Annotated in this window: 22 protein-coding genes and 1 other annotated feature; of the genes, 11 read left to right on the top strand and 11 right to left on the bottom strand. The window is 57.4% G+C overall.

Features of this window, described 5'->3' with window-relative positions; translation table 11 throughout:
* Positions 1 to 224: 224 nt before the first annotated feature.
* The 3 genes from J3348_RS07755 to J3348_RS07745 all read left to right on the top strand — a co-directional run bounded on the left by J3348_RS07755 (position 225) and on the right by J3348_RS07745 (position 2829).
* Complete coding sequence (locus tag J3348_RS07755; RefSeq protein WP_154255608.1) at positions 225 to 1583, top strand: alpha-amylase family glycosyl hydrolase; 1359 nt, start codon at positions 225 to 227, stop codon at positions 1581 to 1583.
* A 79-nt stretch (positions 1584 to 1662) separates the two neighbouring features.
* The gene (locus tag J3348_RS07750) at positions 1663 to 2181 is read left to right on the top strand and encodes a transcription repressor NadR (RefSeq protein WP_005944532.1); all 519 of its coding nucleotides are present in this window, start codon (positions 1663 to 1665) and stop codon (positions 2179 to 2181) included.
* Between the two features lie 96 nt (positions 2182 to 2277).
* Positions 2278 to 2829: a TetR family transcriptional regulator gene (locus J3348_RS07745; RefSeq protein ID WP_097776457.1), complete on the top strand. Its 552-nt coding sequence runs from the start codon at positions 2278 to 2280 to the stop codon at positions 2827 to 2829.
* A 550-nt stretch (positions 2830 to 3379) separates the two neighbouring features.
* Here the strand turns inward: J3348_RS07745 and asnB are convergent.
* Both asnB and J3348_RS07735 read right to left on the bottom strand, forming a co-directional pair.
* Entirely contained in the window at positions 3380 to 4954 is a 1575-nt protein-coding gene (gene asnB / locus J3348_RS07740; protein WP_207698727.1) for an asparagine synthase B, read from the bottom strand.
* A 64-nt stretch (positions 4955 to 5018) separates the two neighbouring features.
* Positions 5019 to 5281 (bottom strand) — a binding site (T-box leader).
* A 14-nt stretch (positions 5282 to 5295) separates the two neighbouring features.
* A complete protein-coding gene (locus J3348_RS07735) occupies positions 5296 to 5781 on the bottom strand; it encodes a transcriptional repressor (protein WP_207698693.1) in 486 nt (161 codons plus the stop codon).
* Between the two features lie 344 nt (positions 5782 to 6125).
* On the opposite strand from J3348_RS07735, the gene J3348_RS07730 reads away from it, so the two are divergent.
* Entirely contained in the window at positions 6126 to 6785 is a 660-nt protein-coding gene (locus J3348_RS07730) for a GntR family transcriptional regulator (RefSeq protein ID WP_207698692.1), read from the top strand.
* A 156-nt stretch (positions 6786 to 6941) separates the two neighbouring features.
* Here J3348_RS07730 and J3348_RS07725 read toward each other — a convergent pair whose 3' ends face one another.
* The 8 genes from J3348_RS07725 to rpmG form a co-directional block, all read right to left on the bottom strand.
* Positions 6942 to 8078, bottom strand: a complete 1137-nt coding sequence (locus J3348_RS07725) for an aldo/keto reductase (RefSeq protein ID WP_097775184.1) — start codon at positions 8076 to 8078, stop codon at positions 6942 to 6944.
* A 449-nt stretch (positions 8079 to 8527) separates the two neighbouring features.
* Entirely contained in the window at positions 8528 to 8902 is a 375-nt protein-coding gene (gene rplL, locus J3348_RS07720; protein ID WP_005944525.1) for a 50S ribosomal protein L7/L12, read from the bottom strand.
* 73 nt (positions 8903 to 8975) lie between these two features.
* Positions 8976 to 9491: a 50S ribosomal protein L10 gene (gene rplJ / locus J3348_RS07715; protein ID WP_005944524.1), complete on the bottom strand. Its 516-nt coding sequence runs from the start codon at positions 9489 to 9491 to the stop codon at positions 8976 to 8978.
* Positions 9492 to 9768: 277 nt separating this feature from the next.
* Positions 9769 to 10461: a 50S ribosomal protein L1 gene (gene rplA / locus J3348_RS07710; RefSeq protein ID WP_005920494.1), complete on the bottom strand. Its 693-nt coding sequence runs from the start codon at positions 10459 to 10461 to the stop codon at positions 9769 to 9771.
* A gap of 57 nt (positions 10462 to 10518) precedes the next feature.
* Positions 10519 to 10944 carry a 50S ribosomal protein L11 gene (gene rplK / locus J3348_RS07705; RefSeq protein WP_005920496.1) on the bottom strand — a complete coding sequence of 142 codons (426 nt, stop codon included), beginning with the start codon at positions 10942 to 10944 and terminating at the stop codon, positions 10519 to 10521.
* A gap of 136 nt (positions 10945 to 11080) precedes the next feature.
* Positions 11081 to 11614: a transcription termination/antitermination protein NusG gene (nusG, locus tag J3348_RS07700; RefSeq protein WP_005944521.1), complete on the bottom strand. Its 534-nt coding sequence runs from the start codon at positions 11612 to 11614 to the stop codon at positions 11081 to 11083.
* Between the two features lie 30 nt (positions 11615 to 11644).
* On the bottom strand, positions 11645 to 11896 hold the full coding sequence (secE, locus tag J3348_RS07695; protein ID WP_097776462.1) for a preprotein translocase subunit SecE: 252 nt from the start codon (positions 11894 to 11896) through the stop codon (positions 11645 to 11647).
* A 16-nt stretch (positions 11897 to 11912) separates the two neighbouring features.
* Positions 11913 to 12062: a 50S ribosomal protein L33 gene (rpmG, locus tag J3348_RS07690; RefSeq protein ID WP_005920501.1), complete on the bottom strand. Its 150-nt coding sequence runs from the start codon at positions 12060 to 12062 to the stop codon at positions 11913 to 11915.
* A 308-nt stretch (positions 12063 to 12370) separates the two neighbouring features.
* Between rpmG and J3348_RS07685 the strand changes: the two genes are divergently transcribed.
* The 5 genes from J3348_RS07685 (at position 12371) to dusB (ending at position 17881) form a co-directional block, all read left to right on the top strand.
* Positions 12371 to 13462 (top strand): D-alanine--D-alanine ligase family protein, encoded by a 1092-nt coding sequence (locus J3348_RS07685; RefSeq protein WP_097775185.1) that lies wholly within the window; start codon positions 12371 to 12373, stop codon positions 13460 to 13462.
* Positions 13455 to 14282 (top strand): glutamate racemase, encoded by an 828-nt coding sequence (gene murI, locus J3348_RS07680; RefSeq protein ID WP_097775186.1) that lies wholly within the window; start codon positions 13455 to 13457, stop codon positions 14280 to 14282. Before J3348_RS07685 ends, murI begins: the two co-directional genes overlap by 8 nt.
* A 15-nt stretch (positions 14283 to 14297) precedes the next feature.
* A complete protein-coding gene (locus J3348_RS07675) occupies positions 14298 to 14774 on the top strand; it encodes a DUF1934 domain-containing protein (protein WP_097775187.1) in 477 nt (158 codons plus the stop codon).
* Positions 14775 to 14807: 33 nt separating this feature from the next.
* Positions 14808 to 16622 (top strand): arginine--tRNA ligase, encoded by a 1815-nt coding sequence (gene argS, locus J3348_RS07670; protein WP_207698691.1) that lies wholly within the window; start codon positions 14808 to 14810, stop codon positions 16620 to 16622.
* Positions 16623 to 16861: 239 nt separating this feature from the next.
* The gene (dusB, locus tag J3348_RS07665) at positions 16862 to 17881 is read left to right on the top strand and encodes a tRNA dihydrouridine synthase DusB (RefSeq protein ID WP_044954051.1); all 1020 of its coding nucleotides are present in this window, start codon (positions 16862 to 16864) and stop codon (positions 17879 to 17881) included.
* 8 nt (positions 17882 to 17889) lie between these two features.
* On the opposite strand, the gene yfbR is transcribed toward dusB, so the two are convergent.
* Positions 17890 to 18480, bottom strand: a complete 591-nt coding sequence (gene yfbR, locus J3348_RS07660; protein WP_005944511.1) for a 5'-deoxynucleotidase — start codon at positions 18478 to 18480, stop codon at positions 17890 to 17892.
* A 131-nt stretch (positions 18481 to 18611) separates the two neighbouring features.
* Between yfbR and J3348_RS07655 the strand changes: the two genes are divergently transcribed.
* Together J3348_RS07655 and J3348_RS07650 are read left to right on the top strand one after the other, a co-directional pair.
* Entirely contained in the window at positions 18612 to 20999 is a 2388-nt protein-coding gene (locus tag J3348_RS07655; RefSeq protein WP_207698690.1) for a YfhO family protein, read from the top strand.
* A gap of 446 nt (positions 21000 to 21445) precedes the next feature.
* Positions 21446 to 22543, top strand: a complete 1098-nt coding sequence (locus J3348_RS07650; RefSeq protein WP_097775189.1) for an ABC transporter substrate-binding protein — start codon at positions 21446 to 21448, stop codon at positions 22541 to 22543.
* Positions 22544 to 22578: the final 35 nt, after the last annotated feature.

Below are 22578 nucleotides of genomic sequence, written 5' to 3'. Positions count from 1 at the left end.
CTTACATTCTATGATAGGCAGCGCCCGGCGGCACTGCATGTGACACAGGTGTTTGGGCAATATATCCAATAAAAACAAGACGAAATGGGGCATAGTGGCTGATATTCTTGTCGATTCTTGACAAAAATCGGTAAAAATTAACATGTTTTACAGATTCTGTGCTATACTATTCCTGCCGCCGCAGTGGGCGGAGGCTGATTTTTTGTATGGGAGCGGTATGAACAATGGCTTGGTATGACAACGCGGTATTTTATCACATCTATCCTCTGGGGCTGTGCGGCTGTGCACACGAGAACGATGGGCAGGCGGTGCCCGGCGCGTTTAATAAACTGAACGCATGGGCTGAGCACGCAGCGGACATCGGCTGCACGGCCATTTATATCGGCCCGCTGTTCGAGAGCGGTTCCCATGGCTACGACACCATCGATTACCGGCTGGTAGACCGCCGCCTTGGCACGAACGCAGAGTTCAAGGACTTTGTGGCCCGGTGCCATGCCCGGGGCCAGAAGGTGATCGTGGACGGCGTGTTCAACCATGTGGGCCGCGATTTCTTTGCGTTTCAGGACCTGAAGGCAAACCGCGAGAACGCCCGCTATAAGGACTGGTTCTGCGATGTGAATTTCTGGGGCAACAACGAGTACAACGACGGCTTTTCCTACGGAAACTGGGGCGGCTTCAATCTGCTGGTCAAGCTGAACCAGCGCAACCCGGAGGTGCAGAACTACCACTACGATACCATCCGCTTCTGGGTGGATGAATTTGACATTGACGGCATCCGTCTGGACGCAGCCGATGTGCTGGACTTTGACTTTATGCGCGGTCTGCGCCGCCTTGCCAACGAGGTAAAGCCAGAGTTCTGGCTCATGGGCGAGGTGATCCACGGCGATTACAGCCGCTGGGCAAACCCGGAGATGCTGCACTCGGTGACCAACTACGAGCTGCACAAGGGCCTGTGGAGCGGCCACAACGACCACAACTATTTCGAGATCGCCCACACCATGCGCCGTCTGCAGGGCCTGTGCCACGATACCCGGCTGTATCTGTTCTCGGACAACCACGATGTGGAGCGCCTGCCCAACAAGCTGCGCAACCGGGAGCACATCCGCCACATTGCAATTCTAGTATATACGCTTTGGGGCATTCCGTCCATCTATTATGGCTCAGAATTTGGCATTGAAGGCAAAAAAGAGTGGGGAAGCGATTGGCCGCTGCGCCCCTGCCTGGAACTTTCCGACTTCAGGGACGCTGAGACCACCAACCCTGTCACCAGCGTGTATGCCGCACTGGGCAGACTGAAGGCGGAGCTGCCGGAGCTGACCGACGGCGAGGTGAAAGAGCTGCAGCTCACCACCCAGTGCTATGCCTTTGCCCGGGTGCTGGATGGAAAGGCCTGCGTCGTGGTGCTGAACAACGGCGACAGTCCCGCACAGCTGGAATTTCAGCTGCCGGTGGAGGCATCCTCTGCAAAGGACCTGTTGGCCGACACGGTGGGCGCACAGCCCGTTTTGACCAGCATGGAGTGGGGCCGCATGAAAGTGCAGCTGCCCTCCAATTATGCTACCATCCTGCAGCTGGAAAAGTAAACGCATTCTTGCATGATCCGCCGTCTTTTGCTACAATAAGAGCATAATACCGTAAAGCGGAAAGGAAGCTTTGAAAACCATGAATGCAGCGCAGCGCAGAGAATCCATTCTGAAACGGCTCAGCGGGGCCGAAGCACCGGTCAGTGCCAGCGCACTGGCGGCTTTGCTGGGGGTCTCGCGCCAGATCGTGGTGGGGGATGTGGCTCTGCTGCGGGCAGGCGGTGCGCAGATCGATGCAACGCCCCGGGGCTATCAGCTGCACCCAGCGGAAAAAGGCTATACCGCCATTCTGGCCTGCGTGCACAGCACCGAGGACGAGATGCGCACCGAGCTGTACACCGTGGTGGATCAGGGCGGCATCGTGGTGGATGTGGCCGTGGAGAACAGCCTGTATGGCGAGCTGCGCGGCAACCTGAACCTTGCCAGCCGCTACGATGTGGACAACTTCATCCAGCAGGCCAAGGACACGCCGGAAGCACTTTTGAGCCGCATGACCGGCGGCGTGCATCTGCACACCCTGCACTGCCCGGATGCCGGGAGCTTTGAGCGCATCAAAAAAGAGCTGGAAGAAAAAGGCATCCTGTACCGCAAGGAGTGATGCGGATGGGGACAGACCCAGTATAAAAAAGGCTGAGGGCCTTGTCTATCCGCAAAACAGGAAAATGGTTGGATAATCAACGAAAAAGCAAAAGAGGTGGGTTTTCTGGATATTCGCATTGAAAAAACGGAGCGTGCCATCAAGCAGGCATTCATGGAGCTGCGGGCGCAGAAACCGCTGGAAAAGATCAAGGTCAAGGAACTGTGCGATCTGGCCTGCATCAATAAGTCCACCTTTTATGCGCATTATCAGGATATCTATGCGCTGGCCAACGCCATGGAGGACGAAATGGTGGAGGTGGTGGTGGAAAGCCTGCCGCAGTTGACCGCCCGTGATGTAAGCGAGCGCACCGAGTGGCTGACCCGGGAAATGTTCCGGGCGTTTACCCGGAATCAGACCGAGATCGGCATTCTGTTTTCCGGCTCCCGTCAGGGACTGTTCATCAACCGCGTGGAAGCTGCAATGAGCAAATGCATCTCGGAGAGCGACCCCTCGTTTGATGCCGACGTGGTACGTAAGATCGTGCTTTCCTTCTGCGTGCAGGGCTGCTACTACACCTTCACCAGCTACTGCGGCCAGATGGACGAAAAGCGGCTGGTGGCTCTGCTTGCGTCCATTGCACGCGCGGCACAAAAAATCAGGATGTAACACAACAATTTAGAATGTCCGCCGCGTGCGCTTTGGGCATGAATAGCGGAAAAATAATTTTAATAGAGCAGTGCCGGGCGGTCTGCGGACCGCCCGGCATTGCATTTTCACAGATGGAGCTTGGACGGCAAGGGGCGGATGCCGCGCCTGCTTCCTATGGAAGCGGCGGCGCAGCGGGGGAAGAGCTAGCCCTCTCAGCCTCGCTCCGCTCGGCAGCTCTCCCAAAGGGAGAGCCCTTGGCATGGCGGCAAGGTTTCCAGCTCAACTGCGAAGTTTCCAGCTTCGCCAGAGCCTCTCCCTTTGGGAGAGGTGTCACCGCAGGTGACGGAGAGGGCGAGGACGCTTGCGAAGGACAAGCCGTTTTCGTCCTTGCGGCTTTGACTGGAGATGTCCCGTCTCCCATTGCCGCGTAGTGATGACGGAGAGGGTTCCCTCTCGTGAAAAAGTAGATCGGGAAAATCCGCAGATTTTCCCGATCTACAAATTATAGAATATTCTTTCCGCTATTCATGCGCAAAGCAAAGCGGAGCGCATTCAAAATGGTCTGGCATTACACGCCGGAAGCACCGTAGTTTGCCAGCACACGGGCAGAGGGGTCGTTGACGTTGCAGTTCGGCCATGCCTTGTTGGGCATCCAGAAGCCCACGATGGTGCGGCTCTGGTCGTGGTAGTACTTCTCAAAAATTTCGCGGTAGAACAGGCTTTCCTTGGTGAACGGCATGCAGTGGGCCGAATAGTTTGCCCGGCGCAGCTGGAACTCCTCGTCGGTGTAAAGGCTTTCGGCATACTCTTTGATATCGTCCACCATGCTGTGGCCTACAGCATCCGAGAAGGCGGCCTTTTCGCGCCACAGGATCTCCGGCGGCAGCCAATCGCCCTCAAAGGCCTTGCGCAGCAGATACTTGCCCTTGCCGTAGCTGTTCAGCTTCTTTTCCGGGTCAATGGCCATGACGTAACGCACAAAATCCAGATCCCCAAAGGGCACGCGGGCCTCGATGCTGTTGGAGGAGATGCAGCGGTCGGCGCGCAGCACATCGTACATGTACAGCTCACGGATGCGCTTCTGGCTCTCCTGCTGGAAGGCATCGGCGGTGGGGGCGTAGTCGGTGTACTTGTAGCCGAACAGCTCATCGGAAATCTCGCCGGTCAGCAGCACCCGGACATCGGTCTGCTCGTGGATGGCCTTGCACAGCAGGTACATGCCCATGCTGGCGCGGATGGTGGTGATGTCCCAGGTGCCCAGCAGGCGGATGACCTCTTCCAGACTGTTGATGACCATATCCCGGTTGATGATGATCTCGTGGTGCTCGCTGCCCAGATATTCTGCGGTCTGGCGCGCATATTTCAGATCAATGGCATCGGTGTCCATGCCAATGGCAAAGGTGCGGATGGGTTTGCCAAGCTTCTTGGTGGCAATGGAGCACACCAGCGAGGAATCCAGACCGCCGGAGAGCAGGAAGCCCACAGGGGCATCTGCGTCCAGACGCTTCTCTACGCCTGCGATCAGCTTTTCGCGGATGTTCCGCAGCACGGTGTCCATGTCGTCCTGCATGGGGGCGGGCACATCGGCAATGTCCTCATAGCGGACGAAGCGGCCATCGCAGTAGTAGCTGCCAATGGGGAAGGGCCGGATGTCGTCGCACCAGCCAATGAGGTTCTGCATCTCGGAGGCGAATGCGATCTGGTGGCTGGACTTGGAGTAGCCGTAGAACAGCGGACGGATGCCGATGGGGTCGCGGGCGGCGATGAGCCGGTCCTTGCGGGAATCGTACATGATAAGCGCGAACTCGGAGTCCATGTGGCGGAACATATCCAGACCGTACTCATAGTACAGCGGCAGCAGGATCTCGCAGTCGCAGTCGGACTGGAACTTGTAGCCGCGGCGCTTGAGGATCTCTTTCTCAAAGCGGAAGCCGTACAGCTCGCCGTTGCACACCACACAGTCGGCACCGCGGTAGAAGGGCTGCATGCCTTCCGGCGTCAGGCCCATGATGGCTAGACGGCCAAAGCCCATCAGACCAAAAGGCCCTTCCACCACACGTTGGTCGTCCGGGCCGCGCATGACCGTGCGCAGCAGGTATTCCTTGAATTTGGCGGCACTCAGATCGTGCCCGGTATAGCCCATAACACAACACATATTTCTTACCCCTCTTTTTAAATAAAAAATACGGCAGCTCATTCATCCCAATCGCTAGGACGAATATGCTGCCGTATCCGTGGTGCCACCTAAATTACCGGCATAAAACCATGCCAGTCACTTTTGTGCGCTCTCCCCGTTGAAAGCACTGCCGCGATAACGAGCGGCGCACGTCGGCCCCTACTGCTGCACAAACAGGTTCAGGGTGAAGCTTGCGGGTGTTCGTTCGGGTTTCGCTCTCTGCGCGGCTTCCACCTACCCGCACTCTCTGAAAGAGGACATTGAAACCTTACTTTTCCCGGTCAACGCTTTTTCTTGCATGCATTGTATCACGGCTTTTTGTCCGTGTCAACACAGCAGGCGCATTTTTGTGCGGTTTGACCATCAGAGTCGGACTGTTCCTCTTTTTGGGCGCAGTGGCGGCACAAACCATACAGAACGCTGCCCTCGCACTGCAGGGTAAAGCCATGCTCTGCCATCAGGTGGGAGCGCACCTCGTCCATGAAGTGGCAGTCCAGATGATAGATGCGCCCGCACTGTACGCATTTGAGGTGCAGATGCTCCCGGCAGTGGCGGCCCTCGTCCACGTACTGGAACACGGCTTTTTCGCCCTTGTCGGCAACGTATTTCATGATGCGCTGCTCCCCGGCCAGCTTGTCCAGATAGCGGTACACCGTGGTGGGGTTGGGGCTTGCGCCCTGCTCTTCCAGATGCTCCAGAATGTTGGAAGCACTCACCGCGTGCTGCCGGTTGTTGATGAGATAATCTAAAATCAGTTGACGGGTCTTGGTATTGTAGCCGTCGCTTCGTGCCATAAGAGAGATCCACACCCTTTTCAATATTTTTTACATTGTAGCATATTTTTGCATTGGATGCAAAAGAACCGGGCCAAAAGAAGCGGTATTGGCTACAAGCACAAAAAAACTTGTTGATTTTGGCAAAAATGGGATATAAAAATTAGATAAAACATAAAACGCGCCAAAGTTCACAAAAAAGTATTGTAATAATTGCCCTATTATGAAATAATAGAACTGGAATACTACTTGGATTGCAGCAAGAATACAAGATGCTTTGAAGTTAGAAAGCATGCGCCCCAGAGTATTATAGGAGAAGAACCTTTTCCTTTGCAAGGGAAAAGGGAATAGGAGTTGTGCAGAACATGAAAGAAATGGAGTCGCAGACCAAACCGAGCCTGAAGCTGCAGGCATACCAGTACCTTAAGACCAAGATCCTGAACTGCGAGTACCGGCCCAACGAGTTTTTGAACGAGCAGAAGCTTTGTGCCGAGATGGGCAACATCAGCCGCACCCCCATGCGGGATGCTCTTGGCCGTTTGGAGCAGGAAGGCCTGATCACCATTCTGCCCAAGAAGGGCCTGATGGTTTCCGGCATCACCGAGGAGGACGTGCACAGCATGTTCGAGATGCGCCTGCTGGTGGAGCCTTACGCCCTGCGTACTTATGGCAGCGGCATCCCGCGGGAACAGCTGGAGACATTTGCCGAGTTGATGCATCACCCGGACAGCATCAACGACTTCTGCGAGTCGGACGATGAGTTCCACGAACTGCTCATGAGCACTTTGCCCAACAAGTACCTGCGTTCGGCGTATGACCGCATCACCGGTCTGAACACCCGCTTCCGCATCATGACCGGCAAGGTGAGCATGATCAATCAGGAGCAGACCTGTGACGAACATCTGGAAATTTTGGATGCCGCTCTGGCCGACAACTGGGACAGTGCTGCAGATTCCCTGCAGCACCATCTGGAGCTGGCCCGCGATAAGGCTGAAAGCGTGATCAAGGTCATCCGGCTGTGGTAAGAACTGCATAAAAAAGACCGTTGCACGAAAAACGTGTGACGGTCTTTTTTGTTATGAAACTCCCCCAGCCGCCTGCGGCGACAGCCCCCTCAGAGATGGGGCCTTAAGGCCTCCCTCTTTGAGGGAGGTGGCATCGCGCAGCGATGACGGAAGGAGTTACAGTGCGTCCAGCTCCTTTTGCAGTTGTGCCAGAGAATCGCGGATGGGCAGCTTCTGCGGGCAGACGGCTTCGCACTTACCACAGCGCACACAGTGCAGGGCCTTTTCGCTGTCCGGGAAGCAGGTGGTCCACTGGGCTTTGATGGCATCCTTCTGCCCGAACATGCCCAGCTTGTTCCAGATGCTGAAATTGTCCGGGATGTCCACCCCCATGGGGCAGGGCATACAGTACCGGCAGCCGGTGCAGCCGATCTTGATGCGGCGGTGCAGCTCGTTGGCTACGCTTTCCACAGCGGCATTCTCGGCGGGGGAAAGCGGTTCAAAATGGTCAAAGGTGGCAAGGTTGTCGGTCAGCTGATCCTCAGCACTCATGCCGGAGAGGATCACATGCACGTTTTTGTGGCTGCCCACCCAGCGCAGTGCCCAAGAGGCATCGGTGGCATCCGGACGCAGGGCGTGCAGCGGTGCGGCGGCGTCTGCAGGCAGGGATGCCAGCGTGCCGCCCTTGATGGGCTCCATGATGATAAGCGGTACGCCGCATTCTTCGGTCAGCTGATAGCCCCGGTCACCGCTGATCTCCTCGGCACGGTCGTCCCGGTCCAGATAATTGTATTGCAGCTGGCAGAAATCCCACGGCTGGTCGCGCAGAATATACTCAAATCCGGCAGAGTTGTCATGGCAGGAAAACCCAAAGTTCCGGATGCGTCCTGCGGCCTTCTGCTGCCACAGCCAGTCCACAAGGCCCATGGCTTTTGCCTTTTCGTACCGGGCCTTGTGCAGGGAGTGCAGCAGGTAGAAGTCGATGTAGTCCACGCCCAGCCGCTGCAGTTGCTCTTCAAAAATGCGCTTGGCATCGTCCAGGCTTTTGCATTTCCACAGCGGCATTTTGGTGGCAAGATAAAAGCTGCTGCGGTCCCATTTGGCGATCACGCGGCCCACAAACGGCTCACTCTGGCCGTTGTGATAGGGATAGGCAGTATCGAAGTAGTTGACACCGGCGGCCTTAGCGGTGTTCAGCAAAGCTTCGGCGCGCTCTTCGTCAATGGTGCCGTCGGCTTTGGTGGGAAAACGCATACAGCCGTAACCCAAAAGGGAAGTGCGGATGTTGTTTTTGTTCCAGTTGCGGTGTTCCATAAACTCTTTTTTTGCGGCAGAGGGGGGTGAAGGCTCTGCCGTTCCTCCTGTTGAGAACAGTATAGCATAGTTTTTGAATGCAGAAAAGATACGACGATGACGATTTAAAATGCCCTCCGCTTCGCTCTGGGCATAAACAGCGGAAATCATATTTGCAGCTCCGAAACGACTGCGGTCGTTTCGGAGCTGTTTTTTCACCATAGAGTCGTAGCGTCAAATGCATTTTCCTACCGCACAGATGCCACTTGCCTTTACCGCCCCTCCTGTGAAAAAGTGTTCAGAAAATGTCCGCAGACATTTTCTGAACACAAATTAAAAATAATAATTCATCTAAACATGCCTAGAGCGCAGCGGAGGGCATTCCAATCATCAAACAAAAAAAGATGCCCGCACCTTTCGGTACGGACACCTCATTGTTCAAGAATGAACGACTCTCAGAAGAGGTTCAATTACTTGACCTCGACCTTAGCGCCAGCCTCGGTCAGCTTCTTCTGGATGTCCTCAGCCTCAGCCTTGGAGACCTTCTCCTTGACAGCCTTGGGAGCGCCATCGACGATAGCCTTAGCTTCCTTCAGGCCCAGACCGGTGATCTCCTTCACCAGCTTGATGACCTGCATCTTGGTAGCGCCAGCCTCAGCCAGGATGACGTCGAACTCAGTCTTCTCTTCCTCAGCGGCAGCAGCAGCGCCAGCAGCAGCGGGAGCAGCAGCAGCAACAGCGGAAACACCGAACTCTTCGCAGTAAGCGTCGATCAGTTCCTTCAGCTCCAGAACGGACAGCTCCTTAACGGAGTCGATGATGGCAGTAATCTTCTCAGAAGCCATAGTAGTAACCCTCCAATATCAATGGTTTTGTTTGTTAGTTTCTTGTTTTGTTTAAGCAGCGGTCATGCAGCAATCAGGCTGCAGGCTCCTCCTGCTTGTCGGCATAAGCCTGCATTGCAACGGCCAGACCAGACAGAGTGCTGGTGAGGGCGCCTGCGAACATGGACAGCATGCCTTCGCGGTTGGGCAGCTTTGCGATTGCGTTGGTCTCGGCAGCGTCCATGACCTTGCCTTCCATGAAGCCAGCCTTCACGACGAACTTCTTGGACTTATCGCCATCCTGATACTTGCACAGGATGCGGGCAGCGGACATGGGATCCGCTTCGTGAGCAAAAGCGATAGCAGTATCGCCCTTGAACTGCTCAGCCAGGCCCTCCAGAGAGGTACCCTTGACAGCCAGACGCAGCATGGTGTTCTTCACGACCATGTAATCGACGCCTGCCTCACGCAGCTCCTTACGGAGCTTGGTGTCGTTCTCGACGTTAATGCCGCCGTAAGCGACGACGCAGCCGGAAACCGCACTCTCAAACTTTGCCTTCAGATCAGCGACATAAGCCTGCTTTTCAGAAAGAATCTTTGCACTGGGCATTCGGTTTCACCTCGTTTCAAAAACTTGTATCGAAAACCGGAGCAAGTATGAAAAAAGCCTCTTTCCCGCACTTGGTCGAGAAAGAGGCATAAAACAACTTTACGCACGTTTCTCGGCAGGCGGCATAGCCTTACACTGGACTCCAGTACCTGCTGTCTCAAAAACAGCATGATTATTTTACCGCAGACGTGCGGAGTTGTCAAGTCTTTTTTGAAATTTTCTGACAAAATTTTTCTGCCGCCCATACGAACGGCAGAAAAACGATCAGAACTTCAAATCAGACACCGTACTTCAGGGTGTTCAGACGGATGCCAGGGCCCATGGTGGTGGCGATGGTAGCGCTCTTGAAGTAGGTACCCTTTGCTGCAGCGGGCTTTGCCTTGGCAATAGCCTCCATCACAGTGTCCAGGTTGGTGTACAGCTTCTCTGCACCGAAAGAAGCCTTGCCCACGGGCACATGGATGATGTTCTGCTTGTCCAGACGGTACTCGATCTTACCAGCCTTGGCCTCGGAAACAGCCTTGCCCAGGTCGGGAGCAACGGTGCCGGCCTTGGGGTTCGGCATCAGGCCGCGGGGGCCCAGGACCTTACCGAGACGGCCAACGCGGCCCATCATATCGGGAGTGGTCACGACAACGTCGAAATCCATGAAGCCGCCGGCGATCTTTGCGATCAGCTCGTCATCACCGACGATATCAGCGCCAGCAGCCTCAGCAGCGGCAGCTGCGGGACCCTTGGCGATTGCGCAGACGCGGACGGTCTTGCCGGTGCCGTTGGGCAGAACGACAGCGCCGCGGACCTGCTGGTCAGCGTGACGGCCGTCAACGCCCAGACGGACGTGCAGCTCAACGGTCTCGTCGAACTTGGCAGAAGCGGTCTTGCAAGCCAGCTCCAGAGCCTCGTTCACATCATATGCCTTAGTAGAATCGACCAGCTTTGCAGCGTCGACATAGTGCTTGCCATGTTTCATTGTATATCCTCCTGTGTGGTCATGCGGGCAGTTTTATGCCCTCCCACTGTTTATGTCTCAGCCCTCGACGGTGACACCCATGGAACGGCAGGTGCCGCGAACCATGCTGCATGCAGCTTCCAGAGAAGCAGCGTTCAGGTCGGGCATCTTGGTCTTGGCGATCTCTTCCACCTGAGCGGCGGTCAGGGAAGCGACCTTTTCCTTGTTGGGCTTGCCGGAAGCGGTGTTGATGCCAGCTGCCTTCTTGATCAGAACGGCTGCCGGAGGAGTCTTGGTGATGAAGCTGAAGGAGCGGTCAGCATACACAGTGATGACGACGGGGATCACATAACCCATCTGGTTCTTGGTACGCTCGTTGAACTCCTTGGTGAATGCCATGATGTTGACACCCTTCTGACCCAGAGCAGGGCCAACAGGGGGAGCCGGAGTTGCCTTGCCGGCCTCGATCTGCAGCTTAATGTAGCCAGTAACTTTCTGTGCCATAATAAATGCACCTCCAAAAATCTGTGGTGAGTTGCGGCACGGTGTCTCCGTGCCTCCCACGAGCATGTGCACAGTGCACACGCTCTATAAGAACCGCACTGCGGTCTTACCTTGGTAAACGATTTGTGCCGGTTGATTACGGCAGCTCGACCTGACCGATCTCCACCTCTGCGGGGGTCTCGCGGCCGAACATGTTGACCTTGAGCTTCACTTTGAAGTTCTCGGTATCGATCTCCTCCACAAGGCCCATAAAGCCTTCCAGAGGACCGGCGGTGATCTGCACGGTGTCGCCGACGTTGAAGTCGACGGCCAGAGGTGCAGCCTTTTCCACGCCCATCTTCTCTACTTCTTCAGCAGAGAGGGGAACGGGCTTGGATGCGGGGCCGACGAAGCCGGTGCAGCCGCGCGTATTGCGCACCACGTACCAGGTATCGTCGTTCATCACCATTTTGACCAGAACGTAGCCGGGGAAGAGCTTGTGCTCCACCATCTTCTGCTTGCCGTTCTTGTCAATTTCGGGAACCATCTCGACGGGAACCTTGATATCGCAGATCAGATCCTGCAGATGACGGTTCTCCACCATGGTCTGCAGGTCGTTCGCGACCTTGTTCTCATAGCCGGAATAGGTATGCACTACATACCAAAGTGCCTCATTGGATTGTTCTTCCATTTTGGTCTGCCCTCCGTTTCAAGATGATTCTCAGGCGCCGATGATCAAGCCCAGGATGCCGCCGAAGATGGCATCCAGCAGGATCATCACGACCGCTGCGATGGCGACGGTCACGAGCACGACGATGGTGTTGGTCTTAACGTCCTCTTTGGACGGCCACACCACCTTCTTCAGCTCGCTCTTGGTGTCGCGGAAGAACTTGGCACACTTGCCAAAGAAGTTCTTCACAGCGGCCTTTGCTCTGGCCACAAAGCCCGGCTTGTTCTCGGTTTTGTCTGCCATGATGCGTCCGCCTTTCTTACTTGGTTTCGCGATGAACGGTGTGCTTCTTGCAGAAACGGCAATACTTCTTCATCTCGAGACGATCGGGGTTGTTCTTCTTGTTCTTCGTGGTGTTGTAGTTGCGCTGCTTGCACTCGGTGCAGGCCAGAGTGATTTTAACGGTCATTTGTTGACACCTCCATTATAACGGTTGTTTTGAACCTCCCTCGGGTTGCGGGTGGTACCTGTAAAACAGGCGCACTTAATAACCCCGCAAAAGAGGTGATATCATTGTACCACGCACTTTTCCATCCGTCAAGCGGAAACCTTCGATTTTTGGAAAGTTTTTTTGAAAAATATCTCTTTTACCCACCGGCAGCTTTTTGGCATTCTGCTTGCATCGCGCGCATAGATATTGTATAATAAGCCAGAACGGCATTTTTACCGGTTATATCCCACCCAGGTCTTGGGCTTTATAAATAGGAGAGAGTTATCATGCAGTCTGAAAAAATGTGCGTTGTGCTGCTGTTCGGCGGTATGTCCAGTGAGCACGAGGTCAGCCGCGTTTCTGTGGGCAACTTCGTCAACAACATTGACCGTGAAAAATATGAGGTGCTCACTGTGGGCATCACCAAGGAGGGCCGCTGGCTGTACACCGAGGCCACGGCCGCCCAGATGGCCGATGGCAGCTGGGAAGAGCTGGCAGGCAACATGGCCTGCGTCATCAGTCCGGACCGCGCCGACCACGGCATGATCCTGTTCACCCCGGAAGGCCATGTGGAAAAAGTGCATGTGGATGTGGTCATCCCGGTGCTCCATGGCCTGTGGGGCGAGGATGGCACGGTGCAGGGCCTGCTGGAGCTGGCCGGCATCCCCTACGTGGGCTGCGGCGTGCTGGCAAGCGCGGTGTGCATGGACAAAGCCGTGGCCAATGCTCTGTTCGAGGCCAACGGTGTGCCCCACACCAGATGGCTGGCTGCCGACCGCTGGGAGATCGAGTCCGATCTGGAAGGCGTGTGCGAGGGCGTGGAAAAGAAGCTGGGCTGGCCCGTGTTCGTCAAGCCCGCAAACGCCGGTTCCAGCGTGGGCATCTCCAAGGTGTCCAGCCGTGACGAGCTGAAAAAGGCCATCGACCTTGCACTGGAAAACGACCGCAAGGTGGTGTTTGAAGCCTTTGTGGACGGACAGGAAGTGGAGTGCGCCGTGATCGGCTCCGACCCCGCCGTGGCTACCCGTCCGGGCGAGATCCTTGCCGGTGCCGAGTTCTATACCTACGACGACAAGTACAAGAACGGCGTGAGCCAGACCGTCATCCCGGCTCACCTGCCGGAAGCAAAGCTGGACGAGGTGAAGACCTACGCTGCCATGGCCTACACTGCCCTGAACTGCGAGGGCCTTGCCCGCTGCGATTTCTTTGTGGAAAAGGGTACTGGCCGGGTGCTGATCAACGAGATCAACACCTTCCCGGGCTTCACGTCCATCAGCATGTACCCCAAGCTGATGGAGCACGAGGGCCTGCCGGTGCCGCAGCTCATCGACCGGCTGATCGCGCTGGCGCTGGAAAGGAAGGAAAAGCAGCATGGATAACCGCCCGATCGGCGTATTCGACAGCGGCCTTGGCGGCCTGACCGGTGTGCGGGAGCTGCGCAAGCGCCTGCCCCACGAGGAGATCATCTATTTTGGCGATACCGGCCGCGTGCCCTATGGCAGCCGCAGCCCGGAGACCATCCTGCAGTATGCCCGTCAGGACGTGGCATTCCTGCTTTCTAAAAATGTAAAGTGCATCATGGCGGCCTGCGGCACCGTGTCCAGTACCTACCCGGCTGCAGAAGCGGCAAAGCTGCCGGTGCCCTATCTGGGTGTGGTGGATGCTGCCGCCCGGGAAGCAGCCTTTGCTACCCGCAACCGCCGCATCGGCGTGATCGGCACCGCTGCCACCATCCGCTCCCGCAGCTACGAAAAGCTGCTGCGTCAGCTGGTGCCGGGGGTAGAGATTACCGCGCAGGCCTGCCCGCTGTTCGTGCCGCTGGTGGAGGCCGGTTACGTGGACCACAGCGAGGAGAGCCGACAGCAGGTGACGAAGCTGGTGATCGCTCAGTATCTGACCGAGGTGCGTGAGGCCGGTGTGGACACCCTGATTTTGGGCTGCACCCACTACCCGCTGCTCAAGACCATGATCGGCGAGTTCATGGGCCAGAGCGTGACGCTGGTGGATCCGGCCAAGACCGCCGCCCACCATCTGGAACAGATGCTCTCCGAGCGCGGCCTGCGCGCTGCACAGGAGCACGAGGGTCAGGCGCACTTCTACGTGAGCGATGTGCCGGACAGCTTTGTGCAGACGGCAGACCTGTTCCTGGGCGAGTACAAGGGCGGCCCGGTGGATCAGATCGCCATTGATAAATATTGATAAGGACAGAAAAACGTGAGCAAACCGCTGAAGGAAGATTATATCATCCGCATCAAGAGCCGCATTGAGCAGCATGTGAAAGAGCCTGTGGAGCAGGAAGAAAAGGAAGAGTTTGTGGAGCTGATGACCCGCGGCCAGTTCGTGCAGAAGGGCGGCAGCTACTACATTACCTATAAAGAGACCGAGACCACCGGCTACGAGGGCTGCACCACCACCCTGAAAATTGCCGCCGACGGAAGCCGCGTGGCGATGCTGCGGTTTGGCAAGGGCGGCGGGGCCGGTACCCAGCTGCTGATCGAAAAAGGCAAGCGCAACCTCTGCCACTACGAGACAGGCTACGGCTCCATGACGCTGGGCGTGACCGCCGACGAGATCGAGTGCGGCCTGACCGAGAAGGGCGGCACCGCAAAGTTCGGCTACCTGCTGGATGCCAACAGCGCCGAGCTTGTGAGCCGCAACCGCCTTGAAGTGACCGTGACCCACGTAAACTGAGATATTTCCCAGACTGTGAAAGGAACCAGACCAATGACTGAATTTGAAAAGACCTACCAGAACTATAACCCCCGTCAGGCTGCGCTGGACGAGGCACGCGCTCTGCTGACCGCTGCCGCCAAGGCCGCCATGGCCGATGGTGCTCTGCCGGAAGCTGAGCTGCCCGCCTTCATCGTGGAGATCCCCGCCGATACCAAGAACGGCGATATCGCCTCCAACATCGCCATGGCCGGTGCACGCAGCTGGCGTAAGGCTCCCAAGATGATCGCGGATGCGCTGCTGGCACATCTGCCCTCCATCGAGAACAGTGTGTTTGCCAAGGTGGAAGTGGCTGGCCCCGGCTTCATCAACCTGTTTTTGGCTCCGTCCTTCTGGGCCAGTGTGGTGCTGGGTGCCTGCTCCAACAAGGAGTATGGCCGCACCGATCACGGCAAGGGCGCCAAGTACAATGTGGAATTTGTTTCCGCCAACCCCACCGGTCCCATGCACATGGGCAACGCCCGCGGCGGCGCTCTGGGCGACTGTCTGTCCGCTGTGCTGGACTGGTCCGGCTATGATGTGACCCGTGAGTTCTATATCAACGATGCCGGCAACCAAATCCAGAAGTTCGGCAAGAGCCTTGCCGTGCGCTACCTGCAGAAGTACTGCGGCGAGGAAGCCTATCCGCTGCCCGCCGAGTGCTATCAGGGCGGCGACATCAAGGTGCTGGCCGGTGAGTTTGCCGAGCTGAACGGCGACAAGTACGTTGCCGCTTGCAAGGGAATGGATGAGGAGACTCTGTTCGAGAGCGAGGCTTTTGCTGCCCTGAAGGACGCACTGGTGGCCTACGCTCTGCCCAAGAACATTGCTGCCCTCAAGCGCGATCTGGGCAAGTACCGCATCGACTACGATGTGTGGTTCCATGAGAGCACCCTGCACGAGTCCGGCGCGGTGAAGGCCGTGGTGGATAAGCTGCTGGAGCTGGGCGCATGCTATAAGGCGGAAGACGGTGCCATCATGTACCGCAGCGCCCAGTACGCTGCCAAGTACGGCACGGTGAACAAGAAAAAGACCGAGGACGGAACCGAGGAGGAAGCCAAGGACGAAGTGCTCGTCCGCGCCAACGGCATCCCTACCTACTTTGCCGCCGATATCGCCTACCACTACAACAAGCTGGCCACCCGCGGCTTTGCCAAGGCCATCGATGTCTGGGGTGCAGACCATCACGGCCATGTGGCCCGCATGAAGGGTGCCATGGATGCCATCGGCCTGAACGGCGAAGATCTGGACGTTGTGCTGATGCAGATGGTCAACCTGATGCGCGACGGCCAGCCTGTGCGGATGTCCAAGCGCACCGGCAATGCCATCACTCTGACCGACCTGCTGGAAGAGGTGCCCATCGACAGCGCACGCTTCCTGTTCAATATGCACGACGCAGGTAGCGGCATCGATTTTGACCTCGATCAGGCTGTCAAGACCGACAACGATAACCCGGTGTACTATGTGCAGTATGCCCATGCCCGCATCTGCTCCATCCTGAAAAAGATGGAGAGCGAGGGCGTGCAGTTTGCCGGTGCCGAGAAGGTGGATGCCACCCTGCTCACCGAGCCTTCCGAGATGGATCTGATCCGGATGCTGGCAGCCTTCCCGCAGGAGATCGTCATGGCGGCCGAGAAGTACGACCCCAGCCGCATCAACCGTTTTGTCATTGATCTGGCCAGCGCCTTCCACCGCTTCTACGGCAGCTGCCGCATTCAGGGCGCAGACCCCGCTGTGCAGCAGGCACGTCTGGCCCTGTGCATTGGCGTGAAGAATGCCATCTTCAACGTGCTGACCATGTTCAAGATCAACGTGCCGGAGAAGATGTAACATGCAAAAACCCTCTCAGTCAAAACCTTACGGTTTTGCCAGCTCTCCCGAAGGGCGAGCTTTATGCGCTATGAAGATAAACGATTTCTTCACCCGCAAGAAGCCTGTTTCGGGCAGATGAAAAGGCTCCCCCTTTCGGGGGAGCTGGCACGGCGCAAGCCGTGACTGAGAGGGTTCGTACCCCAAAAATCTGGCTCCCCTGCGGGGGAGCTTTTTTCGATAACAGCGAGGAACAACCAATGGAACCTTTGAAAATCGGCAATATCATCCTGCCGCACCGGGCGGTGTTCGGCCCGATGGCGGGCTTTACGGATGCACCCTGCCGCCGCCTGATGGCCCAGCACGGTGCAGGCTTTACTGTGAGCGAAATGGTGTCCAGCCGGGCGCTGGTGTACGGCGACCACAAGACGGTGAGCCTGCTCAAGGCCGAACCCAACGGTGCACCCTATGGCGTGCAGATCTTTGGCGAAGTGCCCGAGATCATGGGCGAAGCCACCGCCGCCATCGAACAGTACGAGTTCGACTTTGTGGATATCAACATGGGCTGCCCGGCCCCCAAGATCGTGTCCGGCGGCGCAGGCAGCAAGCTGATGCTGGACCCGGACCGCTGCGGGCGCATCGTGGAGCAGGTTGTGGCAAATACAAAACGGCCTGTCACCGTGAAAATGCGCAAGGGCTGGGATGCCGACCACATCACTGCAGTGGAGTGTGCCAAGGCCTGTGAGCAGGCCGGCGCAGCCCTCATTGCGGTGCATGCCCGTACCCGGGAGCAGATGTACACCCCCGGCATCGACCCGGAGATCATTGCCCGGGTGAAGGATGCCGTCAGAGTGCCGGTGCTGGGCAACGGCGACATCCACTCGGCAGAGGATGCAGTGGAGATGATGCAGGCCACCGGCTGTGACGGCGTGATGATCGCCCGGGGCGCGCTGGGCGACCCGTGGCTCTTTGAGCGGGTGAACGCCGCCATTGAAGGCTTGCCCGCACCCAAGGCACCCAACCTGCAGGCCCGCATGAATGCGCTGCGCCGTCAGGTGGAGGAGATGGTGGAGCAGAAGGGCGAGTTCGTCGCCATGCCGCAGGCCCGCTCTCAGACCATGCACTATATGAAGGGGCTGAAAGGTGCGGCCAATCTGCGCCGCTACTGCTGCACCCTGACCCATCTGGAAGATCTGGACGAGCTGATCGATGCTGTTTTTGAAGAGCAGCGCAAAGCGGGCATCGACCCGGACGACGTGCGCGAGGTGCCGTTTCCGTAAGGGGAATATTACTGCTGCCGGGTCAGCTCATCCAGATTCTGGGTGTAACAGGGCAGACAGTGCTCTATGAACCAGTCGGCTTCCGGGCAGTGCATGGCCTGCAGGGCCGCTTTCTGCTGGGCCAGCGCCGCGTCAAACTCGTGGTTGCCGCTGCGCTGCTCCTCCGTGCATTTGATGAGGGCGCTCAGCCGGTCGGCGGCCTTCAGCAGGCGCTTTTCCTCGGCGGTGAGCAGTTCCCCGGAGATGAACGGGGACAGCTCTTCGCTCAACTCGTCCGGCAGAAGGCCGGTCATGCAGCGCACGCTCTCAGTTTCCAACGCCTTGTAGGCATCCCGCAGGGTGGGGCTGCTGTACTTGACCGGTGTGGGCATGTCGCCGGTAATGATCTCCGGCGCGTCGTGGTACAGCGCCGCCACTGCTACCGTTTTGGGGCGGCAGGGCGTGCCGGTGTACCGCCGTGCGATCAGGCAAAGCATGTGGGCCAGCAGGGCGGTATCGCAGGTGTGCTCGCTGAGAGATTCGGCCCGGGTGGAGTGCATCAGGCTCCAGCGGGTAATATATTTCATGCGCGCCAGCAGGGCGCTGAACGGGTACAGCATGGCAGCTTCCTCCTTTTTTCTCCAACATACCTGTCCGGCAGAGCGTTGTCAAGCCCTTTTTTCTGCGCAGTGTTCGTGCTATACTAGAACAAACCAACTTTCTGCCGCTTTGGCAGAGAAAAGAGGAAACCATGGAGCGGTCTGGTACTGCCCGGCAGCCGCAGCTGCTGGGACAAAAAAAGGATAAATTCTGGCTGACGGTGGGCCTGTGTGCCCTCACGGCGGCCCTGTTCTTTCTGCCGTTTTATATCATCGACGGCGGCTTTTTCCACTATGCAGGCGATTTCAACAGCCAGCAGATCAGCTTTTACCGCTATATGAACGGCTTTATCAAGGGCGCAGGCTACCCGGACAGTGCGTTCACCTCGGTGCACAATACCTTCTCATGGGCTACCGACCTTGGCAGCGGCGTGATGAACGCCTATTCGTTCTACCTGTACGGCTCGCCGTTCTTCTGGTTCTCGCTGCTCTTCCCGCAGGGGTGGCTGCCCTACCTCATGGTACCGCTGCTGGTGCTCAAGTTTGCCGTGGCGGGCGGCGGTGCGTACCTGTATCTGCGCCGCTACGTCAAAAATATCGACTACGCCGTGCTGGGAGCCTGCCTGTATACCTTCTCCGGCTTTACGGTATACAATGTGTTCTTCAACCACTTTGTAGATGTGGTGGCGCTGTTCCCGTATCTGCTGTGGTCGCTGGACGAGGCCCTTTACAACGACCGCCGCAGCTGGTTTGCGTTCTGGGTGGCGGTGAACCTTGTCAACAACTACTTCTTTTTCATCGGTCAGGTGGTATTTCTGGCCATCTACTTCATCTGCAAGCTCAGCACAAGGGACTTCCGTCTCACTGCAAAAAAGTTCGGGCTGCTGGCCTTTGAAAGCCTGCTGGGCGTTGCCATGGGCAGCATCCTGCTGGTGCCTGCGGTGCTCTCCATTTTGCAGAACCCGCGCACCATCGACCTTTCCTCCGGCTGGGGCTTTCTGACCTACAGCAAGGTGCAGCAGTACCTTGCAATTCTCGTCAGCTGGATCATGCCGCCGGATTCTCCCTACCTCACATCCATCTGGTCGGAGGGCGTGATCAAATGGACCAGCATGTCGGCCTATCTGCCGCTGTGCAGTCTGGCCGGTGCCGTGGCCTACTGGAAAGCAAAGTGCGGCGACAGTAAAAAGCGCATCGTGGGCACCTGCGCCGTGTTCGCACTGGTGCCCATCCTGAACAGTGCGTTCTACGCCCTCAATTCCAGCTACTATGCGCGCTGGTACTATATGCCGGTGCTGGTGCTGGCCGCAATGACCGTGAACGCGCTGGAAGACCACAACACCGATCTGGACAGCCCGGCCCGCGGCATCAGCTGGCTGATGATCGCCACGGTGGCCTTTGCGGTGGTGCCGGTGCAGGACAGCGACACCGGCAGCTGGTCGTTCGGCGTGCTCAAGAACCCCGGTCAGTACTGTGCGGTGCTGGGCTTTGGCATGCTGGGCCTGCTGTTGTACCGCTATCTCTGCCAGAAGTGGCGGGGCGACAGCCGCTTTGCCCAGCGCCTGACGGCGGCAGTGCTGGCGTTTGCCTTCCTGTTCAGCGTGGTGCACATCGGCATTGGCAAGTTTGGCCAGTGGTATACCGACAGCGACCTTGTGAAGCAGGACACCAACGCCCTGCTGTTGAAAAACGACCTGCCCGAAGGCGATTACCGCATCGACACTTACAAGATCCACGACAACATCGGTATGTGGCTGGATAAGAGCTGCCTGCAGTATTTTGGCAGCACGGCGGCCCCCAGTATCCTCAGCTTCTACCCGGCGCTGGGGGTCAAGCGGGATGTGCGCAGTGAGCCGGAGCTTTCCAATTATGCACTGCGGGGCCTTTTGAGTGTGGAGTACCTTATCACCACGCCGGAAAAGCAGACCGACTTTGAAAACGAAGCCGACGACGGCTGGGAATATGCCTTTGCAAAGGACGGCTATGCGGTCTACCGCAACACGAACTACGTGCCCATGGGCTTTGCCTATGACTATTACCTCACCCAGACCGAGTACGAAGAAACAGCCAAGGCCACCCGCGCAAACCTCCTGATGCGTGCACTGGTGCTTACCGACGAGGATGCTGCAGTCTACGGCAAGTACCTCACCCATCTGCCGGAAGGCAGACGGGAGGAGCTGTACTATGAGTCCTACGTGCAGGACTGCCGCGAGCGCCGCGCCACGGCTGCCAGTGTGTTCCAGATGAACAATTCGGGCTTCCACGCCGAGATCACGCTGGAAAAAGAGAACCTCGTGTTCTTCTCCGTGCCTTACGATGACGGCTTTACGGCCTATGTCAACGGGCAGGAGGCCGACATTGTGGAGGTGGATGAGGGATTGATGGCTGTGCTGTGCCCGGCAGGTGAAAACAGCATCGATTTTGTCTACCAGCCCGACGGCATCCGGCTGAGCCGTGCGCTGACTTTGGGCGGCATTGTGGTATGGCTGGCGTACACGGCGTACTTCGTCTGGCGCAAGCGCCGCACAAAGCGGGCCTGATGCACGGAAGAATGACTTTGTGCTGTAGAAAAAAGAAATTTTTGAAATTTCCTCTTGACTTTATGCCAATAAAGTGTATAATGCAATCAAACCGATGAGGCGGAAGAGAACCTGCACAGCGCATCTTCAGTGAGCCCGGACAGTGAAAACGGGCGAGAGCGGGGCAGAGCTTCGTGGGCCGCCGAGGGCCGGGCAAACGGGTAGCAAGCCTTAGTAGCTTTGGACGGAAGTCTCCGTTACAGGACAGGGGAGTGTTGGCTCTCCGTGAGAGGCTCTGCAGTTTGCAAAGCAGGGCAAGCAAGGTGGCACCGCAGAATCGAACTTTACCGATCCTGTCCTTGTGGATAACACACAGGGACAGGGTCGTTTTTATTTGTAAGACCCGTCCCGCAAGGGGAGCGGGTCTTTTACTTTTGCCGCCCGCTCCGGGAAAGGAGTTTACTGTTATGAAAAACGTTACCATGATCTCCCGCCGCAGCTTCCTCAAGGCCGCTATGGCTGCTTCCGCCGTTTCTGCACTGGCATTCACCGGCTGCGGCGGCTCCGCTTCCAGCACCGTGGCTGCATCTTCCACCGCTTCTTCCGCTGCCGCTTCCGCAGCAGCCGAGGGTGGCCAGACCTTCAAGGTTGGCATCGTCAACTATGTGGATCATGCTTCCCTCAACCAGATCGTGGAATCTGTGGAGAGCCGTCTGGATGAGCTGGGGGCAGAGAAGGGCGTTACCTTCGACTACGCCGACTACTACGCAAATGCACAGGCTGACCAGTCCAACCTGAACCAGATCGGTGCCGACCTCGTAGGGGACGGCGTGGATGTGATCGTGGCTGTGGCTACCCCCACCGCCGCAACCATGCTGGCCGCTGTGGAGGATACTGATATCCCCGTTGTCTACTCTGCTGTCACCGACCCCGCTGCTGCAGGCTTTGACGGCGAGGAGAACATCACCGGCACCTCCGACGCACTGAACACCGAGGCCATCATGAAGCTGATCACCGCTGTCAACCCGGATATTGACACCATCGGCCTGCTGTACGACCTGAGTCAGGATGCCTCCACCCAGGCCATTGCCGATGCCAAGGCTTTCTGTGATGCCAACGGCATCAAGTACATTGAGAAGAACGGCACCACCACCGCTGAGGTGCAGATGGCGGCTGAGGCTCTGATCGCCGCCGGTGTCAAGGCCGTGTTCACCCCCACCGATAACACCGTGATGACCGCAGAGCTGTCCATCTACGAGACCTTTACCGAGGCAGGCGTGCAGCACTACACCGGTGCCGACAGCTTTGCACTGAACGGGGCCTTTGTGGGCTACGGCGTGGATTACGTCCAGCTGGGCGAAGCCACTGCCGATATGGTGGCAGAGCTGCTGTGCGAGGGCAAGACTACCGCAGACCTGCCCTACCAGACCTTTGATAACGGTATCGTCACCATCAACACCGAGACATGCGAAGCGCTGGGCCTTGACCTCGACACCGTGAAGGAGGCCTTCAAGCCCTACTGCACCGAGATCGTGGAAGTGACCACCGCAGAGAACTTCTCTTAAAAAAGTACCCTCTCAGTCAAAACCTGACGGTTTTG

The organism is Faecalibacterium sp. Marseille-Q4896 (assembly GCF_017377615.1).
Classification (GTDB): domain Bacteria; phylum Bacillota; class Clostridia; order Oscillospirales; family Ruminococcaceae; genus Faecalibacterium; species Faecalibacterium taiwanense.
The sequence above is the reverse complement of the archived record's forward strand: the minus strand, read 5'-3'. Positions and strand labels throughout refer to the sequence as shown.